19 protein-coding genes are annotated in these 22,158 nt (G+C 68.3%); 7 read left to right on the plus strand and 12 right to left on the minus strand.

Features of this window, described 5'->3' with window-relative positions; translation table 11 throughout:
- Nucleotides 1–38: 38 nt before the first annotated feature.
- Both G3I56_RS26425 and G3I56_RS26430 read right to left on the minus strand, forming a co-directional pair.
- Nucleotides 39–647, minus strand: coding sequence for a DUF1349 domain-containing protein (locus tag G3I56_RS26425; RefSeq protein ID WP_164413098.1), 609 nt, complete (start codon nt 645–647; stop codon nt 39–41).
- 110 nt (nt 648–757) lie between these two features.
- Nucleotides 758–2,287 (minus strand): aldehyde dehydrogenase (NADP(+)), encoded by a 1,530-nt coding sequence (locus G3I56_RS26430; protein WP_164413100.1) that lies wholly within the window; start codon nt 2,285–2,287, stop codon nt 758–760.
- Nucleotides 2,288–2,431: 144 nt separating this feature from the next.
- On the opposite strand from G3I56_RS26430, the gene G3I56_RS26435 reads away from it, so the two are divergent.
- From G3I56_RS26435 to G3I56_RS26445, 3 genes are all read left to right on the plus strand, one after another.
- On the plus strand, nt 2,432–3,205 hold the full coding sequence (locus G3I56_RS26435) for an IclR family transcriptional regulator (protein ID WP_164413102.1): 774 nt from the start codon (nt 2,432–2,434) through the stop codon (nt 3,203–3,205).
- A 21-nt stretch (nt 3,206–3,226) separates the two neighbouring features.
- Nucleotides 3,227–3,700, plus strand: a complete 474-nt coding sequence (locus tag G3I56_RS26440) for a GNAT family N-acetyltransferase (protein ID WP_164413240.1) — start codon at nt 3,227–3,229, stop codon at nt 3,698–3,700.
- A gap of 136 nt (nt 3,701–3,836) precedes the next feature.
- Nucleotides 3,837–5,291, plus strand: a complete 1,455-nt coding sequence (locus G3I56_RS26445; protein WP_164413104.1) for a penicillin-binding transpeptidase domain-containing protein — start codon at nt 3,837–3,839, stop codon at nt 5,289–5,291.
- Nucleotides 5,292–5,401: 110 nt separating this feature from the next.
- Here G3I56_RS26445 and G3I56_RS26450 read toward each other — a convergent pair whose 3' ends face one another.
- A complete protein-coding gene (locus tag G3I56_RS26450; protein WP_164413106.1) occupies nt 5,402–6,853 on the minus strand; it encodes an NCS2 family permease in 1,452 nt (483 codons plus the stop codon).
- Nucleotides 6,854–7,139: 286 nt separating this feature from the next.
- Between G3I56_RS26450 and G3I56_RS26455 the strand changes: the two genes are divergently transcribed.
- The 4 genes from G3I56_RS26455 to G3I56_RS26470 all read left to right on the plus strand — a co-directional run bounded on the left by G3I56_RS26455 (nt 7,140) and on the right by G3I56_RS26470 (nt 10,655).
- A complete protein-coding gene (locus G3I56_RS26455; protein ID WP_164413108.1) occupies nt 7,140–7,706 on the plus strand; it encodes a SigE family RNA polymerase sigma factor in 567 nt (188 codons plus the stop codon).
- A complete protein-coding gene (locus G3I56_RS26460; protein WP_164413110.1) occupies nt 7,703–8,575 on the plus strand; it encodes an anti-sigma factor in 873 nt (290 codons plus the stop codon). Before G3I56_RS26455 ends, G3I56_RS26460 begins: the two co-directional genes overlap by 4 nt.
- Before the next feature lie 107 nt (nt 8,576–8,682).
- Entirely contained in the window at nt 8,683–8,934 is a 252-nt protein-coding gene (locus tag G3I56_RS26465) for a hypothetical protein (RefSeq protein ID WP_164412943.1), read from the plus strand.
- 32 nt (nt 8,935–8,966) lie between these two features.
- The gene (locus tag G3I56_RS26470; protein ID WP_164413111.1) at nt 8,967–10,655 is read left to right on the plus strand and encodes a rhamnogalacturonan lyase B N-terminal domain-containing protein; all 1,689 of its coding nucleotides are present in this window, start codon (nt 8,967–8,969) and stop codon (nt 10,653–10,655) included.
- A 73-nt stretch (nt 10,656–10,728) separates the two neighbouring features.
- On the opposite strand, the gene G3I56_RS26475 is transcribed toward G3I56_RS26470, so the two are convergent.
- The 9 genes from G3I56_RS26475 to G3I56_RS26515 all read right to left on the minus strand — a co-directional run bounded on the left by G3I56_RS26475 (nt 10,729) and on the right by G3I56_RS26515 (nt 22,130).
- On the minus strand, nt 10,729–11,883 hold the full coding sequence (locus G3I56_RS26475; protein ID WP_164413113.1) for a right-handed parallel beta-helix repeat-containing protein: 1,155 nt from the start codon (nt 11,881–11,883) through the stop codon (nt 10,729–10,731).
- A 171-nt stretch (nt 11,884–12,054) separates the two neighbouring features.
- Entirely contained in the window at nt 12,055–12,849 is a 795-nt protein-coding gene (locus tag G3I56_RS26480) for an HAD family acid phosphatase (RefSeq protein WP_164413115.1), read from the minus strand.
- Nucleotides 12,850–13,004: 155 nt separating this feature from the next.
- Entirely contained in the window at nt 13,005–14,156 is a 1,152-nt protein-coding gene (locus G3I56_RS26485; protein WP_239135103.1) for a right-handed parallel beta-helix repeat-containing protein, read from the minus strand.
- 130 nt (nt 14,157–14,286) lie between these two features.
- A complete protein-coding gene (locus G3I56_RS26490; RefSeq protein WP_164413117.1) occupies nt 14,287–15,318 on the minus strand; it encodes a pectinesterase family protein in 1,032 nt (343 codons plus the stop codon).
- Nucleotide 15,319: 1 nt separating this feature from the next.
- Nucleotides 15,320–16,441, minus strand: coding sequence for a pectinesterase family protein (locus G3I56_RS26495; protein WP_164413119.1), 1,122 nt, complete (start codon nt 16,439–16,441; stop codon nt 15,320–15,322).
- Nucleotides 16,442–16,443: 2 nt separating this feature from the next.
- On the minus strand, nt 16,444–17,763 hold the full coding sequence (locus G3I56_RS26500) for a pectate lyase (protein ID WP_164413121.1): 1,320 nt from the start codon (nt 17,761–17,763) through the stop codon (nt 16,444–16,446).
- 54 nt (nt 17,764–17,817) lie between these two features.
- Nucleotides 17,818–18,618 (minus strand): rhamnogalacturonan acetylesterase, encoded by an 801-nt coding sequence (locus G3I56_RS26505; protein ID WP_164413123.1) that lies wholly within the window; start codon nt 18,616–18,618, stop codon nt 17,818–17,820.
- 111 nt (nt 18,619–18,729) lie between these two features.
- The gene (locus G3I56_RS26510; protein ID WP_164413125.1) at nt 18,730–20,070 is read right to left on the minus strand and encodes a sugar ABC transporter substrate-binding protein; all 1,341 of its coding nucleotides are present in this window, start codon (nt 20,068–20,070) and stop codon (nt 18,730–18,732) included.
- 53 nt (nt 20,071–20,123) lie between these two features.
- A complete protein-coding gene (locus G3I56_RS26515) occupies nt 20,124–22,130 on the minus strand; it encodes a pectinesterase family protein (RefSeq protein ID WP_203690697.1) in 2,007 nt (668 codons plus the stop codon).
- Between the last annotated feature and the right edge of the window lie 28 nt (nt 22,131–22,158).

Genomic DNA, 22,158 nt, shown 5'->3' on the forward strand with positions numbered 1-22,158 from the left:
CACCGGAAGACGTGGCGGGTTGCCGGAACGGTTCCGGCTCAGCTGCCGTCCCTCAGGTCCTTCGGCCACTCCGGGCGGAACTCGATGTGGTCGTACGTCACCACGCACCCCTCCCCCATCGGCGACTGGGTCATGAAGCCGACCAGGGCCGCGTCGGCCTCCTTCTCGTCGCCCAGGGTGAACAGGCGGACGAAGGTCCACTTCACACCGTCGCGCGAGGCGTGGAAGGCGAAGGCACGGCCGGTGCGGCTGATCCGGAGCCAGACCGAACTGCCGTCCACTGTGAAGGAGTTGGCGTCGTCAGAGTGTCCCCGGGTGACCACCGTGCAGACGGTGGGCACATCCGGGGAGTACTCCAGGCAGAGCTTGGCCCAGGCGTGCTCGCCGACATGGACGTAGAGCACCCCGGCGTCGAAGGCCGCCCCGAACCCGACGGTGACCCGGGCGACCAGCTGGAACTCCCCCTCCGGGGCGCCCAGCAGGCGCGGCGCGTCGGCGGCGGGGTCCAACGCCTCCCCGGTGGGCGGCACGAACCGGTCCTGCCGGGGCCCGGCCCACCCGGTGAGCACCCCGTCCTCGAAGGACCAGTGCCCATCGGGACCATACGTACGGAGGGGGAAAGGCAGTGGGGAAAGCTCCAAGTCCATTGCCTGATTATCACAGGTCCAGATGGGCGGGCCCCGATAGGGGCGCGGGGAACTGCGCGACAAGCCACAACGGACCCGCAGCCGCGAAAATCCACCGCACCCCAACGACGCTAGCGCTCCAGGCGACCATTGAATCGCCGAGGCAGCCCCAGCTCGTTCTCGTCCCGCAACTCGACCGGCAGCAGCGCGGCCGGAGCGTTCTGATAAGCCACCGGCCGCAGCCACCGCTCGATAGCCGTCCCACCGACCGAAGTCGACGTCGATGTCGTGGCCGGGTACGGCCCCCCGTGCTGCTGGGCCGCGGCCACAGCGACCCCGGTCGGCCACGCGTTCACCAGCACGCGTCCGGCCAGCGGCGTCAGCTCGGCCAGGATCTCGGCCCCACGCCCCTCCCCCGCGGCTTCCTCCGCCGAGAGGTGGACCGTCGCCGTCAGGTTGCCCGGCAACCGCGCGAGAACGGCGTTCGCCTCGGCGTCGTCCGCGTAGCGGGCCACCACGGTGACCGGCCCGAAGCACTCCTCCAGGAGCAGGTCGTACGCCCCCTCCGTCGCCAGCTTCTCGGCAGCCACCGTGAGGAACCCCGCGCTGACCGTGTGCTCGCCGCCCGCGCCCGGCGTCACCGGGGTCTCGACATCGGGCAGCTCGGCGCGCTCGGCGACCCCGGCGACGAAGTTGTCGCGCATCCGGTGGTCCAGGAGGACACCGGACGCGGTGTCGCTGACCGCGTCCGTCAGGGACTTCAGCAGTCGGTCGCCCGCCGCGCCGGACGGCGCCAGCACCAGGCCGGGCTTCACGCAGAACTGGCCGACGCCCAGTGTCATGGAGCCCGCGAGCCCCGTACCGATCGCCTCGGCGCGCTCGTTGGCCGCCGCCTCCGTGATCACCACGGGGTTCAGCGAGCCCAGCTCGCCGTGGAACGGGATCGGGACCGGACGGGCCGCCGCCGCGTCGAAGAGGGCCCGGCCGCCTCGTACGGAACCGGTGAAACCGGCCGCCGTGACCAGCGGGTGCTTGACCAGCTCGACGCCCGCCTCGAAGCCGTGGACCAGGCCGACGACACCCCCGGGGATGTCGTGGAGGGCCGCGGCCCGGCGCAGGACGGACGCGACCAGCTCGGACAGGCCCGGGTGGTCCGGGTGCGCCTTGACGACCACCGGGCAGCCGGCCGCGAGCGCGCTCGCGGTGTCGCCGCCGGGGACCGAGAAGGCGAAGGGGAAGTTGGAGGCCGAGTAGACGGCCACGACGCCCAGCGGCACCTTGTAGCGCCGCAGGTCCGGGATCGGCGGGGTCGCGGTGTCGTCGGGGTGGTTGATGACGACGTCGAGGTAGGCGCCCTCGTCGACGATGTCCGCGAAGGCCCGCAGCTGGTAGCAGGTGCGGGCGAGTTCACCGGTCAGCCGGACCGGGCCGAGCGCGGTCTCCGCGTCGGCCACCTCGACGAGCTGTTCCTTGGCCGCTTCGAGCTGCTCGGCGGCGCTGCGCAGGAAGGCCGCGCGGACCGTGCGGTCCACGAGGGCCGGGCGGGCGGCGTGCGCGGCGCGGACGGTGGTGTCCACCTCCTGGGCCGTGGCCTCGACAGCGACCTGCTCCCGCTGCTTCCCGGTACGGGGGTCGACACTCCAGACTGGTGCTGCTGCCACCGGGGGTCCCTCCAAATTGTGGTGCCATTTGTGATGCGAATTTCCTGCGTCATCCACCAGGTGCGTTCGATATGCTGAACACCGTCTCTGATGATGAATATGCTGTTGGAGACTATTTCCCGTCGAACGAAGGGGTCAAGGGCGATGTCGGCAGCCGAGACAGGCGGCGGGGCGCAGGTCAAGTCCGCGGTACGGACCGTTGAACTGCTGGAATACTTCGCCGGACGTCCCGGCATGCACTCCCTGGCAGTGGTCCAGGAGGCTGTCGGTTACCCCAAGTCCAGTCTCTACATGCTCCTGCGCACGCTTGTCGACCTCGGCTGGGTCGAGACGGACGCCACGGGCACGCGGTACGGCATCGGCGTACGGGCCCTGCTGGTCGGCACCTCGTACATCGACGGCGACGAGGTGGTCGCGGTGGCCCGCCCGACCCTCGACCGGCTCTCCGACGACACGACGGAGACCATCCACCTGGCCCGGCTCGACGGCACGAACGTCGTCTATCTCGCCACCCGCCAGTCGCAGCACTACCTGCGCCCCTTCACCCGGGTCGGCCGCCGGCTGCCCGCCCACTCGACCTCCCTCGGCAAGGCGCTGCTGGCCACCCACACCGACGAGCAGGTCCGCAAACTGCTCCCGGAGACGCTGCCCGCGCTGACCGAGCACACGATCACCGACCGGGAGAAGCTCATCGAGGAGCTCCACCTGGTGCGCGAGCAGGGCTTCGCGGTGGACCGCGAGGAGAACACGCTGGGGCTGCGCTGTTTCGGCGTGGCGGTCCCCTACCGCACCCCCGCGCGGGACGCGATCAGCTGCTCGGTGCCCGTCGCGCGGCTCACCCCGGCCCATGAACAGATGGTCAAGGACGCCCTGTTCGACGCACGCGACCGGCTGACGCTGGCCACCCGGAGGCTCTGAACGATGCGCTACTCGCCTTCCCTGGACGTCGTGCTCCGCGAGATCCACGACAGTGACCTGCCGGTCTTCTTCCGGCTGACCAACGACCCCGAGTCCCTGCGGATGGCCGCGTTCACGGCGGCGGACCCGACCGACCGGGATGCCTTCGACGCCCACTGGGAGCGGATCCGCGCCGCGCCGGACGTTCTGAACCGCACGGTCCTCGTCGACGGTGACGTGGTGGGCAGCGCGGCGGTGTACGGCGAGCCGGGCGACCGCGAGGTGACGTACTGGATCGACCGCGCCTACTGGGGGCGCGGTATCGCGACGGCCGCCCTGCGCGCGCTGGTCGCCGAGGCCGCGGAGCGCCCCCTGCACGCGCGTGCCGCCGCCGACAACGCGGGCTCGCTGCGGGTCCTGGAGAAGTGCGGTTTCCGCGTGTCCGGGCACGACCGGGGGTTCGCGCAGGCGCGCGGCGCGGAGATCGACGAGGTCCTGCTGACGCTGGAGGCCTGACCGCCGTACGTAAGGCGGCGCGTGCGGCGGATGCTGCTGCAATGTGCCCCTTACAGCCTCCTGCTTTTCCTGAATGTGCCATGAGAAATCGGGCGAGGGGGAACGTTCCGCTCGTCGTCGGTCGTCTTCAGACGGGATGAACAAGACGATCAGGCGAGCTTCCGTCTTCTCGCTGCTGCTCGTGCTCTCTCTGCTGGTCAGGGCGACATGGGTGCAGTTCTACGACGGTCAGGCGCTCGCGGACGACAGTGACAACCGGCGGAACGCGATCGCGTTGTACGCGAACCCGCTCGGGAACATCATCGTGGCCGGTGAGTCGGTCACCGGCTCGAAGGAGACGAGCAGCGGGGATCTCAGGTACCAGCGGACGTACACGGACGGCAAGCTCTACGCCGCCGTGACCGGATACAGCACGCCGTTGTTCGCGCCTACGCAGCTGGAGGGCATCTACAAGGACGTGCTCGACGGCTCGGACAGCAGACTCACGACCGTCATGGACACGGTCACCAGGGAGCATGCCGCCCCGGGGAACGTGATCACGACGATCGACCCCGACGTGCAGAAGGCGGCTTACGCGGCGCTCGGCGACAAGAAGGGCGCGGCCGTCGCGATCGACCCGAAGACCGGCAGGATCCTCGCCATGGTGTCGACTCCGTCGTACGACCCGTCGACCATCACCGGCGCGAGCGACGGCACCGCCTGGACCAAGCTCAACGAGGACGCCGACAAACCGTTGGTCAACCGGGCGCTACGGCAACCGCTGCCGCCGGGTTCGACGTTCAAGCTGGTGGTCGCCGCGGCGGCCCTGGAGGACGGGCTGTACGGATCGGTGGACGACCGTACGGACAGCCCGGACCCCTACCCACTGCCGGGTACGACCCGTGAGCTGACGAACGAGAACCCGAACGCGCCCTGTGAGAACGCGACGATCCGGGTCGCGCTGCAGTACTCCTGCAACAACGTGTTCGGGAAGATGGCCGTCGACCTCGGGCAGGACAAGGTCAGGGCGATGGCGGAGAAGTTCGGCTTCAACGACGAGAAGCAGGACGTGCCGGTGCGGGCCTACCCGAGCGTGTACCCGGCGGACATGGAGAAGTCACAGACCGCCCTGACGGGCATCGGGCAGTTCGATGTCACGGCGACGCCGCTGCAGATGGCCATGGTGTCCGCCGCGATAGCCGACGGCGGCAAGCTGGTCTCGCCGCACATGATGTCGCAGGTCACGAACGCCGACGGGGATGTGCTGCAGGACTACGACAACGAGGCGTCGACGAAGGAGGTTGTCAGCTCCAGGACGGCCGAGCAGTTGCAGTCCGCCATGCAGACGGTTGTCTCCGACGGTACGGGGACGAACGCGCAGGTGGCTGGGGCCACGGTGGGGGGTAAGACGGGGACGGCTCAGCACGGTGAGAACAACAGCCAGACGCCTTATGCCTGGTTCACGTCCTATGCGAAGTCCGACTCCAACGGGAAGGAGGTCGCCGTGACTGTGCTGGTCGAGCAGTCGGGGGCGGCTCGGTCCGAGGTGAGTGGGAATGGACTTGCTGCGCCCGTTGCCAAGGCGATGATGGTTGCTGCGCTGGCTGGGTGAGTTCTTCGGCTGCGGCGCCGTCGTGGTTTTTCGCGCCCACGCGGCGGAGCCGCAAATAGACAGAGCCCCGCGCCCCTATTCAAGGGCGCGGGGGTACCTGCACCCCTGCTCTACTTCGTACCGAAGAGCTGCTGAACGGGATCGATCGCGAAGTAGATCAGGAACAGTGCGCTCGTGCCCCACAGGAGCCAGTGGACCTCCTTCGCCTTGCCGAGGACCGTCTTGATGAGGACGTAGGCCAGGAAGCCGGCCCCGATGCCGTTGGTGATGGAGTACGTGAACGGCATCACGGCGATCGTCAGGAACGCGGGGATGGCAATCTCGTACTTGTCCCAGTCGATGTGCTTGACCTGGGTCATCATCAGGAAGCCCACCGCGACCAGGGCGGGTGCGGCGGCCTGCATCGGGACGATCGTCAGGATCGGCGTGAAGAAGAGCGCGCAGGCGAACAGGCCGCCGGTGACCAGGTTGGCGAAGCCGGTGCGCGCGCCCTCGCCGACGCCCGCCGCCGACTCGATGAACGAGGTCGCCGAGGACGAGGAGCTCGCGCCGCCCGCCACCGCCGCCGCGCCGTCGATGAGCAGCACGCGGCCGAGGTTGGGGACCTTGCCGTCCTCGTCGAGGAGGCCTGCCTCGGCGCTGATGCCGACGACCGTGCCCATGGTGTCGAAGAAGTCCGACAGGACCAGGGTGAAGATCAGCAGGACGACGGTGATCACCGTGGTCTCGCCGAACGCGCCGAACAGGCTGAAGTGGCCGAGCAGTCCGAAGTCGGGGGTGTCCGCGATCTTGTCGGGCCAGGCCGGCGTGGTCAGGCCCCAGCTCTTGACGTCGGCGACCGAGTTGATGATCAGCGCGAGGAACGTCATCGTGACGATGCTGATCAGGATCGCGCCCTTCACCTTGCGCGCGATCAGCCCGATGGTCAGCAGGACGCCGAGACAGAACACCAGGACGGGCCAACCGCTGAGTGCGCCGGTGCCGCCGAGCTGCACCGGGACAGTGGTGTTCGCGGCGTCCGGGATACGGCTGACGAAACCGGCGTCGACGAAACCGATGAAGGCGATGAACAGGCCGATGCCCACGCCGATCGCCGCCTTGAGCGGCCCCGGGATGGCGTGCATGATCGCTTCTCTGAGGCCGGTCACCACAAGGACGCAGATCAGCAGGCCCTCCAGGACGACCAGGCCCATCGCGTCGTCCCAGCTCATCAGCGGGGCGATCTGGAAGGCGACCACCGCGTTGAGGCCGAGGCCCGCGGCGAGGGCGAGCGGGAGGTTGCCGCCGACGCCCATGATGATCGTCATCACCGCGGCCACCAGGGCGGTGGCGGTGACGAGCTGGACGTTGTCGAGCTGGTGACCGAACTTGTCCTTGGCGCTGCCCAGGATGATGGGATTCAGGACAAGGATGTAGGCCATCGTGAAGAACGTGGCGAAACCGCCGCGCACCTCACGGGCGAAGGTGGATCCCCGCTCGGAGATCTTGAAGAAGCCGTCGACGCTGTTCGCCGCGGGAGGCGCGGCGTTCGGCCGGTCAGCCACCTTCTGTGGGTCGGACATTGCGGTTACTCCTCGTTGCCTGGTTGATCGGTGTGCGGATGCAGGCTGGATTGTTCCTGCGTTGAACCGTTCTCAGGTTTTCTCCGTGTTACGGAATCAGGATCGGCCTGCCGTACGACCCTCGAAGAGCCGTACCCACGCCTGATACTCTCTCGGCTCTCGCGCCAAACGATCACCATCCCTTCACCGGCGCACCACGGCGGCCGTATACGCAGACGCCCGGTTTCGGCCGTCAGACACCGCCGGCCTGGGAAAACTCAGTGAAACTAAGGGGGAGAGGTCGCCCGTGGGCACTGTGGTCGACGACGCAGCCTCCGTGGAGTTCCATGCCTTCTTCGAGCGGCACTACGCCGAACTCGCGCGCCTGGCCCACCTGCTGACGGGCGAGGCGGACGCCGCCGACGACCTGGCGGCGGACGCGCTGCTCGCACTGTGGCACCGCTGGGACCGGGTGCGGGCCGCCGATCATCCGGCCGCGTACGCGCGCGGTGTGGTCGCCAATCTGGCCAAGACCCGTATCCGCAGCGCGGTCCGGGAGCGCCGGAGGATCACCCTGTTCTGGTCGCAGCGGGACGAGAAGACGGAGAATCCCGACATACCTGGCGTCATAGATGTCCAGGAGGCCCTGCGCAGACTGCCGTTCCGCAAGCGGGCGTGTGTGGTGCTCCGGCACGCCTTCGATCTCTCGGAGAAGGACACGGCGCTCGCGCTGGGCGTTACTGTCGGTACGGTCAAAAGCCAGACGTCCAAGGGAATGGCCGAACTGCAGCGGCTCCTTGGCACCGACGAGGCCCCGCTTCGAGTGCGTACCCCTGTGCGCACCACCGGCGGAGCGGGAGGGACGAACCGATGAGGACGCCGCACGACGAGCTGCGCGCCGGGCTGCACGAGGCGGCCGAGGCGTACGAGCCCGACCGCGCGCGCATCCTCGCGCGGGTCGAGCGCGGCATGGCCGCCGGTCCCGAGGAGAAGCGCTCCCGGCGCCGGGCGACGCGTCCGCCGCTGCTGGCCTGGGCTCGGGTCGCGGGTGCCACCGCCGCCGTCTCCGGGATTCTCGCGATGGGCGGGTACGCGCTGGCCTCCGTGGTGAAGGGCGACGAGACCCCGGCCGATCCGACCGTCTCGGTCTCGCCGTTGCCGACCCCGTCGCCGGACGCGACCAGCAGGGCACCGATCCAGCCGGTCCCGGACCCGTCGGGCGGCGGCAACACCCAGGCCCACAAGCCGAGCTCGACGCCGACTCCCACCCCGACGCCGAAGGCCTCGAACACGGCGGCGGCACCGGCCGCGAAGGGCACCGAGGACGGACCCCTGTGGTCGGACGGCTCGATCGATCCGCACAGCAACGACTTCTGGGCGCAGAGCGACGTCACCATCAAGACGACCAAGCAACTCACCGCACTCACGGTCGAGTTGAAGGTCGCCGACACCGGCGGGGTCACCTCCACGGGCGCCTGGCGATCGCCTCCGGAGGACGACTTCGACCTGACGGTCGCCGAGCGCGACGGCTTCCTGGTCTACACGTGGGTCCTCAAGGAGGGCCGCACGGTCCAGCCGGGCGAGTGGGTCTTCGCGGGCCAGTACAACCACACGCGCGGCGGCCGGGACGCGAAGGACGACACGTACAAGGTGACGGCGGAAGCGACGGGCGAACAGCTCGCCGTGAAGGGCGACTTCGCAGGCCAGGACGACACCGACAAGTCCGACGACGGCGATTCGTGAAGCGGTAGCGGCACCTCGTAAAGAATTTCCGCAGACCCGGCAACCCTTTCCGCGTGGGTGGCGACCAGGAGACGAACACTTCTCCTCGCCACCAAGGAACACGGTTCATGACCGCACGAGTCGAACAGCGCGTCCGCCACCGCCGCCGGGTCATCGGACGGCGGGGCAGCGAGGCCGCGGCGTCGAAGATCACGGTGCCGGGCACGTACGACGGCAGTCTGAGGAAGTTCTTCGGCAGCGGCGCGGTCCTCCAGAACGTGGTCATCGGCAACAGCAAAAGCGAGGAACCGACCGAAATCGGCAGCGGTACAGACGGAACCACCCGCGACTTCTCGCCATCTGACATCACGTACAAGTAAGTGATCCTTCAAGCACGACGGAGCCGGCAGCCGTGAGCACGCACAAGAGAAACCTCAGTCGCCGCAGGTTGCTGGCCGCTTCCGCCGTGGGAGTGGCCGGGACGGGCGCGGCGGTGGTGGCCGGCAGCAGCTTGCTGTCGTCCGCGTCGGCGGCTACTTTCGGCCACACCGACGACGGCTCCAACTTCGTGATCAACACGGGGGCCTCGCTCGTCTTCAAGGTCTCCAAGAAGACCGGCGACCTCACCTCCCTGGTCTACCGGGGCAAGGAGTACGAGGGCTACGGCGGCCGGCACTCGCACGTCGAGTCGGGGCTCGGGGCGTCCACGGTGACCGTCAGGCAGTCCGGCTCGACGATCCTGGTGAAGGTCGTGCACGGGGCGATCACCCAGTGGTACGCGGCGCGCAGCGGCCAGAACAACGTCTACCTGTGGACGAACAAGGCGGACGCGTCCTTCACGGCGACCCGCTTCCTCGTCCGCCTCAAGCCGGGGATGTTCCCGAACGAGGGGCCGGACTCCTGGATCGAGGCCTCCGACAAGATCATCGAGGCCGGGGACGTCTGGAAGCGCGGTGACGGCACCACGCACTCCAAGCACTACTCGGGCAAGCGGGTCATCGACTACGACCACATCGGCTTCACCACCGGCTCGGCCGGTCTGTGGATCGTGCGCTCCAACCACGAGAAGGCGTCCGGCGGCCCCTTCTACCGCTCGCTGCTGCGCCACTCGAACGACAAGGGCGCGGGACTGTACGAGATCCTGCACTACAACGAGGCCCAGACGGAGCCGGAACGTTTCGGCTTGCAGGGTCCGTACGTCCTCGCCTTCACAGACGGTGGCGCCCCCTCCCCCTCCCTCGCCGCCGCCCGTCTCGACACCTCCTGGGTGGACGGGCTCGGCATCACGGGCTGGGTCGGCGCGGCCGGGCGCGGCAAGGTGGCCGGCGTCGGCATCAAAGGGATGGACGCGAAGTACCCGTACACCGTGGGCTTCGCGAACGCGGCTGCCCAGTACTGGGCGAAGGCCGCTTCCGGCACCGGCGCCTTCTCCTGCAAGGGGATGCTGCCGGGGACGTACACGCTGACCGTGTACAAGGGTGAGCTGGCCGTGCACACCGCTTCGGTGACGGTGAAGGCGGGCGGCGCGACCGCGCTGAACAGCATCACCGTGACCGGCGACCCGTCCACCGCGAAGACGGTCTGGCGGCTCGGGGACTGGGACGGCACACCCGGCGAGTTCAAGAACGCCAAGCTGATGACGTACGCGCATCCGTCGGACGGCCGCGCGGCGAAGTGGACGGGGAACGTCACCATCGGCAGCGGCTCGCAGGCAGCGTCGGCGGACTTCCCGGCCTACATGTGGAGCGGCGTCAACGACGGCATCCTCGTGTACTTCAAGCTGACCGCCGCCCAGGCCGCCGCCGCGCACACCCTGCGCATCGGCGTGACGGACGCCTTCGCGGGCGGGCGCCCGCGCGTCACGGTCAACGACTGGGTGTCGGCCGTCCCCGCGGCATCCGTTCAGCCTTCGACGCGCTCCCTCACCACAGGGTCATATCGGGGGAACAACCGCACGATCAATTACAGCGTCCCCAGTAGTGCGTGGAAGACGGACACGAGTCAGTACAACGTACTGAAGATCAACATCGTCAGTGGTTCGAGCGGCGCGGCGTTCCTCAGCCCGGGCACCTCGTTCGACTGCCTGGATCTGCTGGCCTGAGCCCCCCCTCGGCCAGTCAGAGAGCCCCCTGCCGGTGACGACCGGCAGGGGGCTCGTTCTTCTCACGGGTACGTCAGTTCATGGTCGACCCGATGACCGTCGAGGCCACCGCCAGGAACGTGGTCGCCGGCAGCGAGCCGTTCGGCTGACGGGCGCCGTACGCCGTGGTCGCGTCCTTCGACTTCAGCGCCGGAGTCGGGATGCCGCTGTCCCAGTTGTTGGCGGCCGAGACGGTGGACGGGCCCAGCTTGGACAGGCTGCCCTTGTTGCTCACCGCGAGGTTCCTCGCGAGGCGGGCCTTGCCGGTGGCGAAGTAGAAGCCGGACCGGGCGTTGGCGTAGGCGGTGTTGCGGTTGAGCAGGATCGCGCCGGTGTTGGAGTTCTCCGTGAACCCGTGCAGATTGTTGTCCCAGGCCGCGTTGTTGTTGACGACATGCGCGACCGAGGCTCCGCCGCCGCCCAGCTTGAAGCCGTTGCCGTTGCCCTCGAACGCCGAGTCGTTCCAGCGGTTCTTGCCGTTGCCGAAGGCCCAGGTGTGCTCGATGGTGACGGGGGTGGAGAACTGCCAGAGGTCGAGCCCGTCGTCCGCGTTGTCGTAGAGGCGCGCTCCGGTGATCCTGTTGCCGGTGCCGGAGCCGAACTTGATGGCGAGGCCGTCGGCGTTCTGACCGTGGCCGGCGGAGTCGTAGTTGAGGTAACTGTCCAGGTTCTGCACGAGGTTGTCGCTGGTGCCGTCGCCGCGCAGGGTGAAGCCGGAGTCGCCGTTGCGGGCGGTGACGAGGTTCCTGAAGATCCCGCCGACGGACGAGGTGACGACGAAGCCCTGGGCCGGGGAGTTCTGGAAGGTGAGGTTCTGGACCGTCCAGTGGTCGCCGTAGATCCCGGCCAGCCAGGACCCGGCGGGCAGCTTGGAACCGTCGATCCGCACTTTCTCGTTGCCGTACGCCTGGAGCGTGATCCGGGCCGAACTGGTGCCGCTCGCCGTCGACTTGAGGGTGGCCGTCGGGTAGTACGTGCCGGCGCGCACCTGGATGACACTGCCGGCCGACGCGTTCCTCACGGCGGACTCCAGCTGGGCGGTGCTGGAGACGGTGACCGTGGTGCCGGCGGCGCTCGCTCCGTCGGGCGAGAGGCCGAGATAGACGCCGCCCGCACCCGAGGAGAGGGCCACCGCGGCGGCGATGGAGAGGGTGCGGTTTCTGCGGTGACGGCCGGTGCCGATACGCACGGGGCGTTCCTTTCCTCGGGGCTGGGACCGTGTTCGTTCCCTGAGAGACAAGCCGGGCTGCGGCCCCGATGAGGTGAGGCCGCAGCCCGGCTCCGCTGTCTTGTTGCCGCCCGGCCGGAAAGGGTTGCCGTGGTGCGTACGACCGCGATCGAACTGGTGAGGGGGTGACGGTCAGCTGACGAAGTACGTCGGGTTCGGGAACTTGTACGTCTTGTCGGCGTAGCCGCCGTCGAGGTCCGAGTACTGGTCCCCGAAGTTGGCGATGACGTCGTACCCGAGGTCCTCGATGTGCTTGCGGGTGCCGGACTTGTACTGCACGGTCGTGCAGGTCCAGGCGGCGGCCGTGGCGCAGGCGCTCAGGTAGGCGGGCGGGTTGGCCGCGTCCTTGAGGAACATGTGGGCGGCGTCGAGGTTGATGTCGGCGCCCACCTTCTTCAGGTTCGCGACGGCCGCGGCACGCTGCGACTCCTTCAGCCCGGAGTTGTAGAACACCTCGACGCCCTTGGCCTTGGCGTAGGCGACCAGCTCGGGTGTGCCGAGGACGGCGGGGCGGTCGGCCTTGGCCACGTAGTCGGCCCAAGTGGTGGAGTTGTACGTGTAGTTGGTCTTCTTCTCGTAGTCGAGGGAGAGCAGCAGAGTGTCGTCGATGTCGAAGACGACAGCGGGCTTCCTGCCCTTGTGCAGCTCCTTGCGCGCCGTCTTGTCGATGTACTTCTTCGCCGCCGACTCGATCTGCGCCAGGTCCTTGGCGTACTGGCTGCTCGTCGAGGCCTGGTACACGCCGTTGGCGTCGGGCGTGGTGCCGTAGTAGGTGTCGATGTCCTTGACCAGGAGCCCGATGTTGTAGGGCTCGTGGGTGGAGTTCGCCGTGGACTGGTGGGCGGTGGCCGCACCGGTGCCGTACAGCGCGGCGCCCGCTACGGCACAGGCGACGGTGAGCGTCGCGAAACGGAATGGCTTATGCATGACAGGTTTCTACGCGCGTCACCCTCGTGGTTGCCAGACCTTTTGCCTGATCTATATCAAGTCCATAGAGGACGAGAACCAGCCATCGGGGAGTGAGGGGTGCGGCAACGACACCGCACCCCTCGGCCCATCTCGCGGCTCGACCCGGCAGGCGGTCAGTTCATCGTCGACCCGATCGTGCTGCTGCCCGTGGTCAGGAACGCGGTCGCGGGCAACGTCCCGTCCGTGGCACGGGAGTTGAACGTGGTCGACGCGTTGGTGGACACGAAGGACGGGGTCGGGATCCCCGAGTCCCAGTTGTTGCCGGACGAGGTGACCGACGAGCCCCTGCTCACCGACCCGGAACTGTTGCTGACGGCCAGGTTCTTGCCAAGCTTGGCCGCGCCGGTGGCGAAGTAGTAGCCCCACTTGGCGTTGGCGTAGGCGGTGGTGCGGTTGATGACGATGGCGCCCTTGTTGCTGTTCTCGGTGAAGCCGTTGCCCGCGTTGTCCCAGGCGGCCGAGTTGTTGATGACATGGGCCACGGTCTCGCCGTCGCCGCCCAGCTTGTAGCCGTTGCCGTCACCCGCGAACGCCGAGTCGGACCAGCGGTTCCTGCCGTTGCCCATCGCCCAGGTGTGCTCGACGGTGACCGGCGACGAGAAGGACCAGAAGTCCAGCCCGTCGTCCGAGTTGTTGTAGAGGCGGGCGCCGGTGATGAGGTTGCCGGTGCCGGAGCCGAACTTCACGGCGATCCCGTCGGCGTTCTCGCCATGGTTGGCGGGGTCGTAGTTGCCGTACGAGTCGATGTTCCTGACCGTGTTGTTGGTGGTGCTGTCGCCGGTGAGCGTGAAGCCGGAGTCGCCGCCGTTGATGGTCTTGATGTTGCTCCACACCGTCCAGGCACAGGACTGGCATACGACGGCACTGTCCGGCGAGTTCTGGAACGTGATGTTGGAGACGGTCCAGTAGTCGGCGGTCAGCTTGAAGATCCAGTCGCCGTCGGGCAGGTTCGACCCGTCGATCCTGACCGTCTCCGAGCCGTACGGCTGGAGGTGGATGCGGCTGGCGGACGTGCCGTTGGCCGTCGACTGGAGGGTGGCCGTCGGGTAGTACGTCCCGGCGCGCACCTGGATGACGGTGCCGGCGGTTGCGCTGGACAGCGCGCTGCTCAGCTGGGCGGAGGTGGAGACGACCACGGTCGCGGCCTGGGCGGGGGTGGGGAGTACCGCGAGACCGGCACCGGCGGTGGTGACGGCGAGAGCGGCGAGCGAGCTCTTCAGACGAGTGACACGGGTGGTGCGGGTACTACGAGTGATACGACGCATGACGTGCGGGTCCTTTCGTCGTAACGGGGAAGGGAAGTTGGGGCGGAGGGTCGAGGAGAGCGGTCAGGGCATGGGCTGCTGGACAGCGCGCAGCCATACGGATCAGTCGTCCTGGACAGGCACGGTCACCTCACGGACACCAGTCCCCGAGATACGTCCGCCGCGTATGCTCGCCGGCCTCCGCCACCGTGAGCTGCGGCCGGTTCTCCGGCACCGAGATCACCGCGCCGGGGCCGGAGTTGCCGTACTCGCGAAAGCGCATGGTCTGCCAGGGGTAGGCCTCACGCATGTTGATGTACGGGGTCACCGCGTCGATGCCCGGGCCCAGCCAGGTGTCCCGAACCACCAACGAAGGCCAGGCGGTTGTCTCGTAGGACGGCACCCAGGGCCGGGCGATCCGGTACGCGCCGTCCTCCGCGCCCGAGGTCACCAGTCCGCGCACGGCCAGGAAGCCGTACGGGTTGGCGCGGGCCGTGGCGGGCGCGAAGACCATGCCCTCGGGCTTGAAGGCGACGTCCCGGTCGAGGGTGTGGAAGTGGCAGCGCTCGAAGACGGCCCGCGCCCGCCCGAAGACGAAGTCGACATCCCCTTCGATGTAGCAGTCGCGGTAGTAGTGCCGGTCGAAGGCGTCCAGTGCCGTCGTGTCCGCGAACAGGGTGTCCTGGTGGGCGAGGAACCGGACCCGGGTGAACTGCGACCGGTCCCCAGTGACGTACGCGGCGACGGCCTGTGTCCCGGTGATCTCGGGGTGGTCGGCGCGCAGCCAGTCGTTGGCGAGGGTCAGGTCGCGTACGGTCAGGCCGGGCGCCGCCGAGGTGAGGGTGGCGGAGCCGGCGGTGCCGTAGGTACCCGAACCGTCGGGTTTCCGGGTGCCGTTGGCGTTGTCGTAGACGATGACGGTGTCGCGCGGGTCGCGGGTTGCGCCGCGGATCGTCAACTCGGCTGCCTGGGCAGGGATGTTGACGACTTCGCGGTACGTCCCCGGGTGCACGACGATCGTCCGGCCGGTGCCGCCCGTCGCGACCGCCTCGTCCACGGCGGCCTGGACGGAGCCGCCCGGACGGACATGCAGGACCCGGCGGGCGCCGGACGCGAACGCGGGAGCCGTGCCGGTGGCGATCAGGCCGCCGGCCAACCCGGTGAGCAGTGTGCGTCGGCGCATCTCAGCACCACCGTCCGCGCCACGGCGTCCAGTCGCCGAGGTATTCCTCGCGGGTCGCCGACTCGGCTTCGGTGGCCGTGAGTTGGGGGCGGTTCTCGGCGACGGCGATCCGGGCTCCCGGGCCCGTGTTCCGGTACTCGGCGAACCGCTGGCTCTGCCACGGGTAGGTGTCCGACATGTTGGTGTAGGGCGCGACCGCGTCGATGCCCGGGCCGAGGTGGGTGTCCCGGACGGTGAGCATCGGACGGGCCGTGGTGTCGGAACTGGGCACCCAGGGGCGGGCCAACTTGTAGGCGGCGTCCGGGGCTTCACTGGTGACGCGGCTGCCGGTCACCAGGTGGCCGCGGGGATTGGTACCCACGGTGGAGGGTGCGAAGACGAAGCCGTAGGGGGCGCCCGCGAGGTCGGCACGGTTCAGGGTGCGGAAGTGGCAGCGCTCGTACACAGCGGTGGCCCGGCCGAAGACGAAGTCGACGTCCCCTTCGGCGTAGCAGTGCGCGAAGTACTGCCGGGCGTACGCCTCACGGCTCATCGAGTCGGCGTACAGGGTGTCCTGGTGGCCGAGGAACCGGCAGTGGTGGAACGCCGCACGGTCGCCCTGCACCTTGATGGCGACGGCCTGGGTCCCCGCGATCTCGGGGTGGTCGGCGCGCAGCCAGTCGTTGGCGAAGGTGATCCAGCGGGCCGTGAAGTCGGCTGCCTGCACGAGGGTGGTGGCGGAGCCGGTGGTGCCGTAGGTGCCGCCCCCGGGCTTCGGGGTGCCGGCGGCGTTGTCGTACACGATGACGACGTCGCGCGGGTTCTCGGAGGCGCCGATCAGGGTCAGTTCCGTACGGGTGGCCGTGACGGCGACGGTCTCGCGGTAGACACCCGGCGCGATGACCAGCGTGTATCCGGTGCCGCCGACGGCGGTCACGGCGGCCTGGACAGTAGCGAAGTCGCCGGTGCCGGCCGTGTCGACGTACAGGGTCTGTTCGGTCAGGCGGCGGGACGGGGAGCCGTAGCGGCCGAAGCGGGTCCGGCCGGCCGCGCGGGCGGGGGCCGCGAGCCCCAGGGCCAGTGCGGCCCCGGTGCTCGCGACGACGAACGACCTTCTGTTGAAAGGGAGTTCGCGACTGTCCATGATCAGCAGACCTTGCCCGCGCCCGCACCGCGGCTGACGACGTACGGCACGGCGCGCGGCGAGTCGACCTTCGTTCGGAGGGTTGGCGTCCAGCCGGCGCCCGACTGGAGCGTCTCCTCGGGGACCTCCGCGTTGTGGACGGCGATCAGGTCGGTCAGGCGGCCGTTGACGTGGTTGTTCACGGCGGTGAGCGGGGACTCCTTCCACTTCTTCAGCACCTTGCCGACGCTCGCGCCGGTCGGCAGCGAGATGGCGTTGTCGCTGGCGTACAGCTGCGAGGAGATGCCGACACCGAAGATGTAGTAGTCGGACTTCTGCGCCTCACCCACCACGTAGTGGTTGTTGTAGACGTCGACCTGTCCGAAGCGCACGCGCGGCGAGCGCTGCAGGATCCCGTCGAACTCGTTGTGGTGCATGGTGACCTTGAGCTTGCCCGCGTCCGTCGAGGCGGTGCTGTCGCTGTTCCCGATCAGCATGTTCTTGTCGTGGTCCTTGAACGAGTTCCAGGACATGGTCACGTAGTTGGCGCCGCGCACGATGTCGGTGAGCCCGTCGTGCTGCTGGAAGACCTTGCCGAAGTAGCTCGGGCGCTCGCTGTCGGGGTAGCGGCCGTCGGTGAGCGTGTTGTGGTCGATCCACACGTGGTCGGTGCCGTAGACGACCACGGCGTCGTACTCGGAGTTCCAGTTGCCGGTGTTGTTGTCGTCGGTCGGGTCCCACTTCGGGAAGCAGTCGAGCGGGGCCTCGATGGTGAGGTTGCGCAGGATGACGTTCGAGACGGCCTTGATCTGGAGGCTGCCGCCGAGGATGCCGGAGTTCCTGCCGACGCCGACGATGGTGGTGTTGCTCGGGATGTTGGCCTTGATCTCCGTGTCCTGGTTGGCGGCGGAGGCGACTCGCGCGTCCTCCTGCGGACCGCTGGCGACCTTGTCGTTGCCCCAGACGGCCGGGTCGTAGTCCTTGAGGTACTGCTGGAGGTCGTACCCCCCGGCGACGAAGGCCTCGCAGCCCTCGGACACGGCCTCGATCATGCCCTTGACTCTGATGATCTTGGGTGCGCTGCCGCCGTCCTGCAGCGCGGCCTTGAACTGCGCCCAGGTGGTGACGGTGTAGACGTGGTCGGCGGTGGCGGCCGAACCGCCGGTCGTGCCGCCCGCGTCGGATGCCCAGCCGTCACCGGCGGCGAGGGTCTGACGGCCGAGGTCACGGGCCGGAGCGGCGGCCTGGGCGGCGGGGCCGGTGACCGTCAGGACGAGGGCGGTGCAGCCGAGCAGGACGGCGGCCTTAACGATGGCATGATCATGACATGCACGAGCGTTCATGGTGCGGCTCTCCTTCTGGAGGAACAGGGCTGGGCGGACTTCGGGGGAAAGCGGCTATGCGGCGGCCGGCGGCCAGGTGATCCAGGACTCCGGGATCACGTCGTCGAGGCGGCGCACATCCCGGCGCGCCAGCACCCGGCGTCGCAGCAGCCCGGCGGCGACGAGCCGGGCCACGGCGATGGCACCGGGCGGATTGAAGTGCGTGTTGTCCTGCTCGGTGGCGGTCCAGTTGAAGTACTTCTTCGTCTCCTCGACCCCCAACTCCTGCCAGAGCGCGATCGACAGGGCCTGGATGTCGAGCAGCGCCACGCGCTCCTCCTCGGCGAGCGCACGCATCGCCGCCGGGTAGTCGCCGTGGGTCGCCACCGCGTTGCCGCTCGTGTCGAACTTTCTCCGCTCGACGGAGGTGGCGAGCACCGGCCGGGCACCCCGGGCCCGCGCACCGTCGACATACAGCCGCAGATGGTCCTGGTACGTCGTCCAGGGCTCGGTGTAGCGGACGGGGTCGGCGCTCTTCTCGTCGTTGTGCCCGAACTGGATGAGAAGGAGGTCACCGGGGGCGATCACCTCGAGAATGGCGTCAAGACGCCCTTCGTCGAAGAAACTCTTGGAACTACGCCCGTTCACCGCATGATTGGAAACTTCCAGCCCCTTCCCGAGAAAGAAGGGAAGCGCCATTCCCCACCCGGTCTCCGGGGCGGCGTCAGCGTATTTCTGGGCGGCGGTGGAATCACCGGCGATGTAGAGGGTGCGAGAACGGCGACCGGAATGCGCCGTGGCGCTCCCGGAGGATGCGGCGACAAGAGGAACAGCGGCAATAGCCGCCGCGGTCACTTGTCTACGGCTAAGAGACACGACGTTGTGCCTTTCCAGAGGGGTTGAGGCCCCGCGCCCCTGCTTTCTGGCCTTTAGGGGCGCGGGGAACTGCGCGACAAGCCACGGCGAACCCGCAGCCCAAGAACCGACCTAGCCCGCCTGCTCATTCCACTCAGCCTGCGCAGCGTTCAACTGCTCGGCCAGCGTGTCCAGGAATTCCTTCGCACTCATCTTCCCGAGCAGCACCTTCTGGTAATTGGGCTCGTTGTCCGCCTTGGAAAGGGTGTTCCAGTCAGGCAGGTAGTACGGCAGCTGCACGATCTTGGTGTCGGCCCCGTTCAGCGCCTCCGCGGCCAGCTTCGTCGGCTCGGCCTTCTGGATCCACTCGTCGTTCGCGGCCTCGGTGTTCGCCGGTATCTGCCCTGCGGACTTGTTGTACTTGGAGTTCTCCGCGCGCGAGACGGCGAACTCGACGAACTTCCAGGCGGCCGTCTTGTTCTTGCTGGACTTGAAGACGCTCAGCCCGTCCACCGGGTTGGAGATCTGCACCCGGCTGCCGTCGTCCTGGGTCGGGCTGGGGATGCCCCGGAACTTGTCGGCGCCCAGTGCCTTGAGGTGATCCTGATAGGAGCCGAGATTGTGGCTCAGCATCCCGATGTCACCGCTGTCCCACTGGGCGACCATCTTGGCGAAGTCGTTGTTGACGTCGGCCGACGGAGTGTCCTTCTTGTACAGGGCGACGTACTTCTCCAGGGCCGCCACCATCTTCGGGTCGTTGACGGTGGTCTTGTCGCCGTTCCAGAACGAGCTGATGCCTGACTGGCTGTACGCCGCGTCCAGGGCCGGCGCGATGGAGCCCTCTCCGCCGCGGATGGTGAAACCGAACTCGTTCTTGCCCTTGTTCGTGAGCTTGTCGGCGGCTTCGTAGAACTTCGTCCAGGTGGTCGGGGCGTCCAGGCCGGCCTTCTCGAACAGGTCGGTGCGGTACCACAGAGTGCCGTTGTTGGACGAGGTCGGGATCTGGAACAGGCTCTTACCGCCGCCCGCCGCCCGGCTGCTTTCCACCAGGTTCTGGCTCAACTTGCCGTTCAGCGCGCTCTCCTTGAGCCGGCTGTCCAGCGGCTCCAGTGCGCCCTGGACCGCGACCCCGGCGAGCATCGCTGTGCCCACCCCGCCGACGTCGGGCAGGCCACCGCCCTGGATGGCGGTGTCGTACTTCGACTGAGCACTCGCGGCGGGGATGCCGACGTACTTGACCTTGATGTTCGGGTTCGCCTTCTCGAAGTCCGCGATGATCTCCTTCCAGATGTCGGTGCGGACACCACCGTTGTTGTCCCAGAAGGTGATCTCGCCCTTGCCCGAGCCCTCGTTGCCCTTGTCCCCGGCCGCTCCGCTGCCGTCGTCGCCGCAGGCGGTGGCGGTCAGGGCGAGAACGGAACCGAGGGCCACGGCGATGGCCGCGCGCCTGCTTCTGCGGATGCTGATCTTCATTGGTCGGCACTCTCTCTTCTGGATCAATCGGAGACTATGAAGTTGTGGGGGGGTCAGCGGCGGGCGTGCGGGGCCCAGCCGTCCGTACCGTTCAGGTAGTCGGCGACGGTGTGCACGGCCGCGTCGGCGTCGCTCGACTGCGGGCGGTCGGCGGTCACTTCGGCACCCGGCCCGTAGGTCCGGTACTCGGCGAAGCGCGCGTCCCTCCATGAGAAGCCGCTCATGTCGGTCCATGGCGAGGTCTTGATCGCAGCGGGCAACTCGGTTTCCCGGAACAGGACTTGGGCCACGGCGTTCGGCTCGCCGCCCGGGTGCCAGGGCCGTCCGAGGTGGAAGGAGCCGGCAGGCGCGTCGCTCACGACCTTGGAGCGGGTGATCAGGAAGCCGTACGGATTGCCCGTCCAGGTCGAAGCGGCGGTGATGTAGCCGTTGTTGGTGGTGGATCCGCGGCTCAGCGCGCGGATCACCGACCGCTCGATGACGGTCGTCGCCCGCCCGTAGATGAAGTCGACGTCGCCCTCGATGTACGAGTCGCGGACGTAGACGCGGCTGATCAGGTCCAGCTTGGGGCTGTCGGTCATCAGGGTGTCCTGGTTGCCCAGGAAGGCGGTGTTCTCGAAGACGATCCGGTCGCCGGTCGTCTTCATCGCGAGCGCCTGCTCGCCCTTCAGCTCGACCGCGGCCTCGTCGAAGTCGTTGCTGAAGGTGAGGTTGCGAGCGGTGACGTCGTTCGCGGCGATCCGGACGGTCGCGCTGCCCGTCGAACCGCCGTACTCGGCGGGCGTGTTGTGGACGATGACGGTGTCGGAGCGGTTCCGGCCGGTCCCCTGGAGCAGGATGTGCGCCTTGCCGGCCGGGATGAAGACCTTCTCGCGGTAGGTGCCCGGCGCGACGGCGATGGTCACCGGGCCGGCGTTACCGGCGGGCACGGCGTCGACGGCGGCCTGAACGGTCGGATAGTCGGCGGGGACATGGAGCGTCACCGCGGCGCCGATCCGCTGCTGCGGCCCGGAGAAGCGCTTGACCAGCGCGGGTACGGCGGCGGCCGGGTCCAGCCGGTAGGGGTAGAAGTCGCGGGGCTCGAAGGCGGTGCCCCACGTGTCCGTCCGCCCGCTGACGTTCCTCAGGATCGACCCACGCTGCACCAACTCGGCGGTGGCGTCGGCCTGGTAGGGATGCTGGACACCGTCGTAGTAGCTGTTCTCGATGACCATCCTGGTCCTGCCGCGCGACCAGTTCCCGTACGTCCAGACGGGGTCGCCGTCGGCGACCTGTGCCGCCACGTAGTTGTTGTAGAGGTGCGCGTAGGCGCAGTTGTCGGCGGAGGGGTTGCGCTGCTTCGTGCCGGTGAACCAGTTGTGGTCGATGGTGATCTGGGTGAGCACGTTGGGCGTCCAGCCGATCCCGAACGCCTTGTTGTGGTTGGTGAACTGATTGCTGGACACGGTGATGTACTGGCTGTCCTTGCGGATGTCGAGCAGTCCGTCGCCCATGTGCGTGAAGCGGTTGTGGTCGATCCAGACGTGGTCGACGGTGTCCATCTGGATGGCGTCGAAGTCGGTCGTCTTGCCGTCCCAGTCGCCCTCGACGTACGAGTCACGGATCGTCAGGTTGCGGATGATCACGTTGCTGGTGCCCGGGTTGAGGTGCAGCTCCCCGTGGACGATCTCGCCGGTGTCGTCGACGCCGATGAGCGTCTTGTTCGAGGTGACGACGACATCCGATCCGAAGGGCGCCACGTCGATCGAACCCGCGACCCGGATGACGTACGGCTCCTCGGCCGCCGCGTACTTCACCAGCGAGGCCTGGTCGGTGACCGTGACGACCTTGCCGCCCGCTCCGCCGGAGGTGCCGCCGGCGAGCGAGGCGAAGCCATGGGCCCGGTCGGTCCAGCGGGGGGCCGCCGTGGTCGTGCCCTTGGTCGCGGAGGCAGCGGCCGTCGCTTCACCGGCCGCCCCGAGGGCCAGAGCGGCCACCAGGGCCACAACGGTCGCCAGGGTTCTGCCGACGGCGACTGGGCCACCGGCAGCCGGTAAGCGCTTGCTAGGGAAGTGCGTCATTGCGGCTCCCAACAGGCATACGAATAAA

The organism is Streptomyces sp. SID12488 (genome assembly GCF_010548275.1).
In the GTDB taxonomy this organism is placed as follows: Bacteria; Actinomycetota; Actinomycetes; order Streptomycetales; family Streptomycetaceae; genus Streptomyces.

Excerpts from the sequence above, each read along its gene's own strand:
- G3I56_RS26425 (WP_164413098.1), bottom strand. The coding sequence starts at position 647 with ATGGACTTGGAGCTTTCCCCACTGCCTTTCCCCCTCCGTACGTATGGT.
- G3I56_RS26435 (WP_164413102.1), top strand. The coding sequence starts at position 2,432 with ATGTCGGCAGCCGAGACAGGCGGCGGGGCGCAGGTCAAGTCCGCGGTA.
- G3I56_RS26445 (WP_164413104.1), top strand. The coding sequence starts at position 3,837 with ATGAACAAGACGATCAGGCGAGCTTCCGTCTTCTCGCTGCTGCTCGTG.
- G3I56_RS26450 (WP_164413106.1), bottom strand. The coding sequence starts at position 6,853 with ATGTCCGACCCACAGAAGGTGGCTGACCGGCCGAACGCCGCGCCTCCC.
- G3I56_RS26460 (WP_164413110.1), top strand. The coding sequence starts at position 7,703 with ATGAGGACGCCGCACGACGAGCTGCGCGCCGGGCTGCACGAGGCGGCC.
- G3I56_RS26465 (WP_164412943.1), top strand. The coding sequence starts at position 8,683 with ATGACCGCACGAGTCGAACAGCGCGTCCGCCACCGCCGCCGGGTCATC.
- G3I56_RS26480 (WP_164413115.1), bottom strand. The coding sequence starts at position 12,849 with ATGCATAAGCCATTCCGTTTCGCGACGCTCACCGTCGCCTGTGCCGTA.
- G3I56_RS26485 (WP_239135103.1), bottom strand. The coding sequence starts at position 14,156 with ATGCGTCGTATCACTCGTAGTACCCGCACCACCCGTGTCACTCGTCTG.
- G3I56_RS26490 (WP_164413117.1), bottom strand. The coding sequence starts at position 15,318 with ATGCGCCGACGCACACTGCTCACCGGGTTGGCCGGCGGCCTGATCGCC.
- G3I56_RS26495 (WP_164413119.1), bottom strand. The coding sequence starts at position 16,441 with ATGGACAGTCGCGAACTCCCTTTCAACAGAAGGTCGTTCGTCGTCGCG.
- G3I56_RS26500 (WP_164413121.1), bottom strand. The coding sequence starts at position 17,763 with ATGAACGCTCGTGCATGTCATGATCATGCCATCGTTAAGGCCGCCGTC.
- G3I56_RS26510 (WP_164413125.1), bottom strand. The coding sequence starts at position 20,070 with ATGAAGATCAGCATCCGCAGAAGCAGGCGCGCGGCCATCGCCGTGGCC.
- G3I56_RS26515 (WP_203690697.1), bottom strand. The coding sequence starts at position 22,130 with ATGACGCACTTCCCTAGCAAGCGCTTACCGGCTGCCGGTGGCCCAGTC.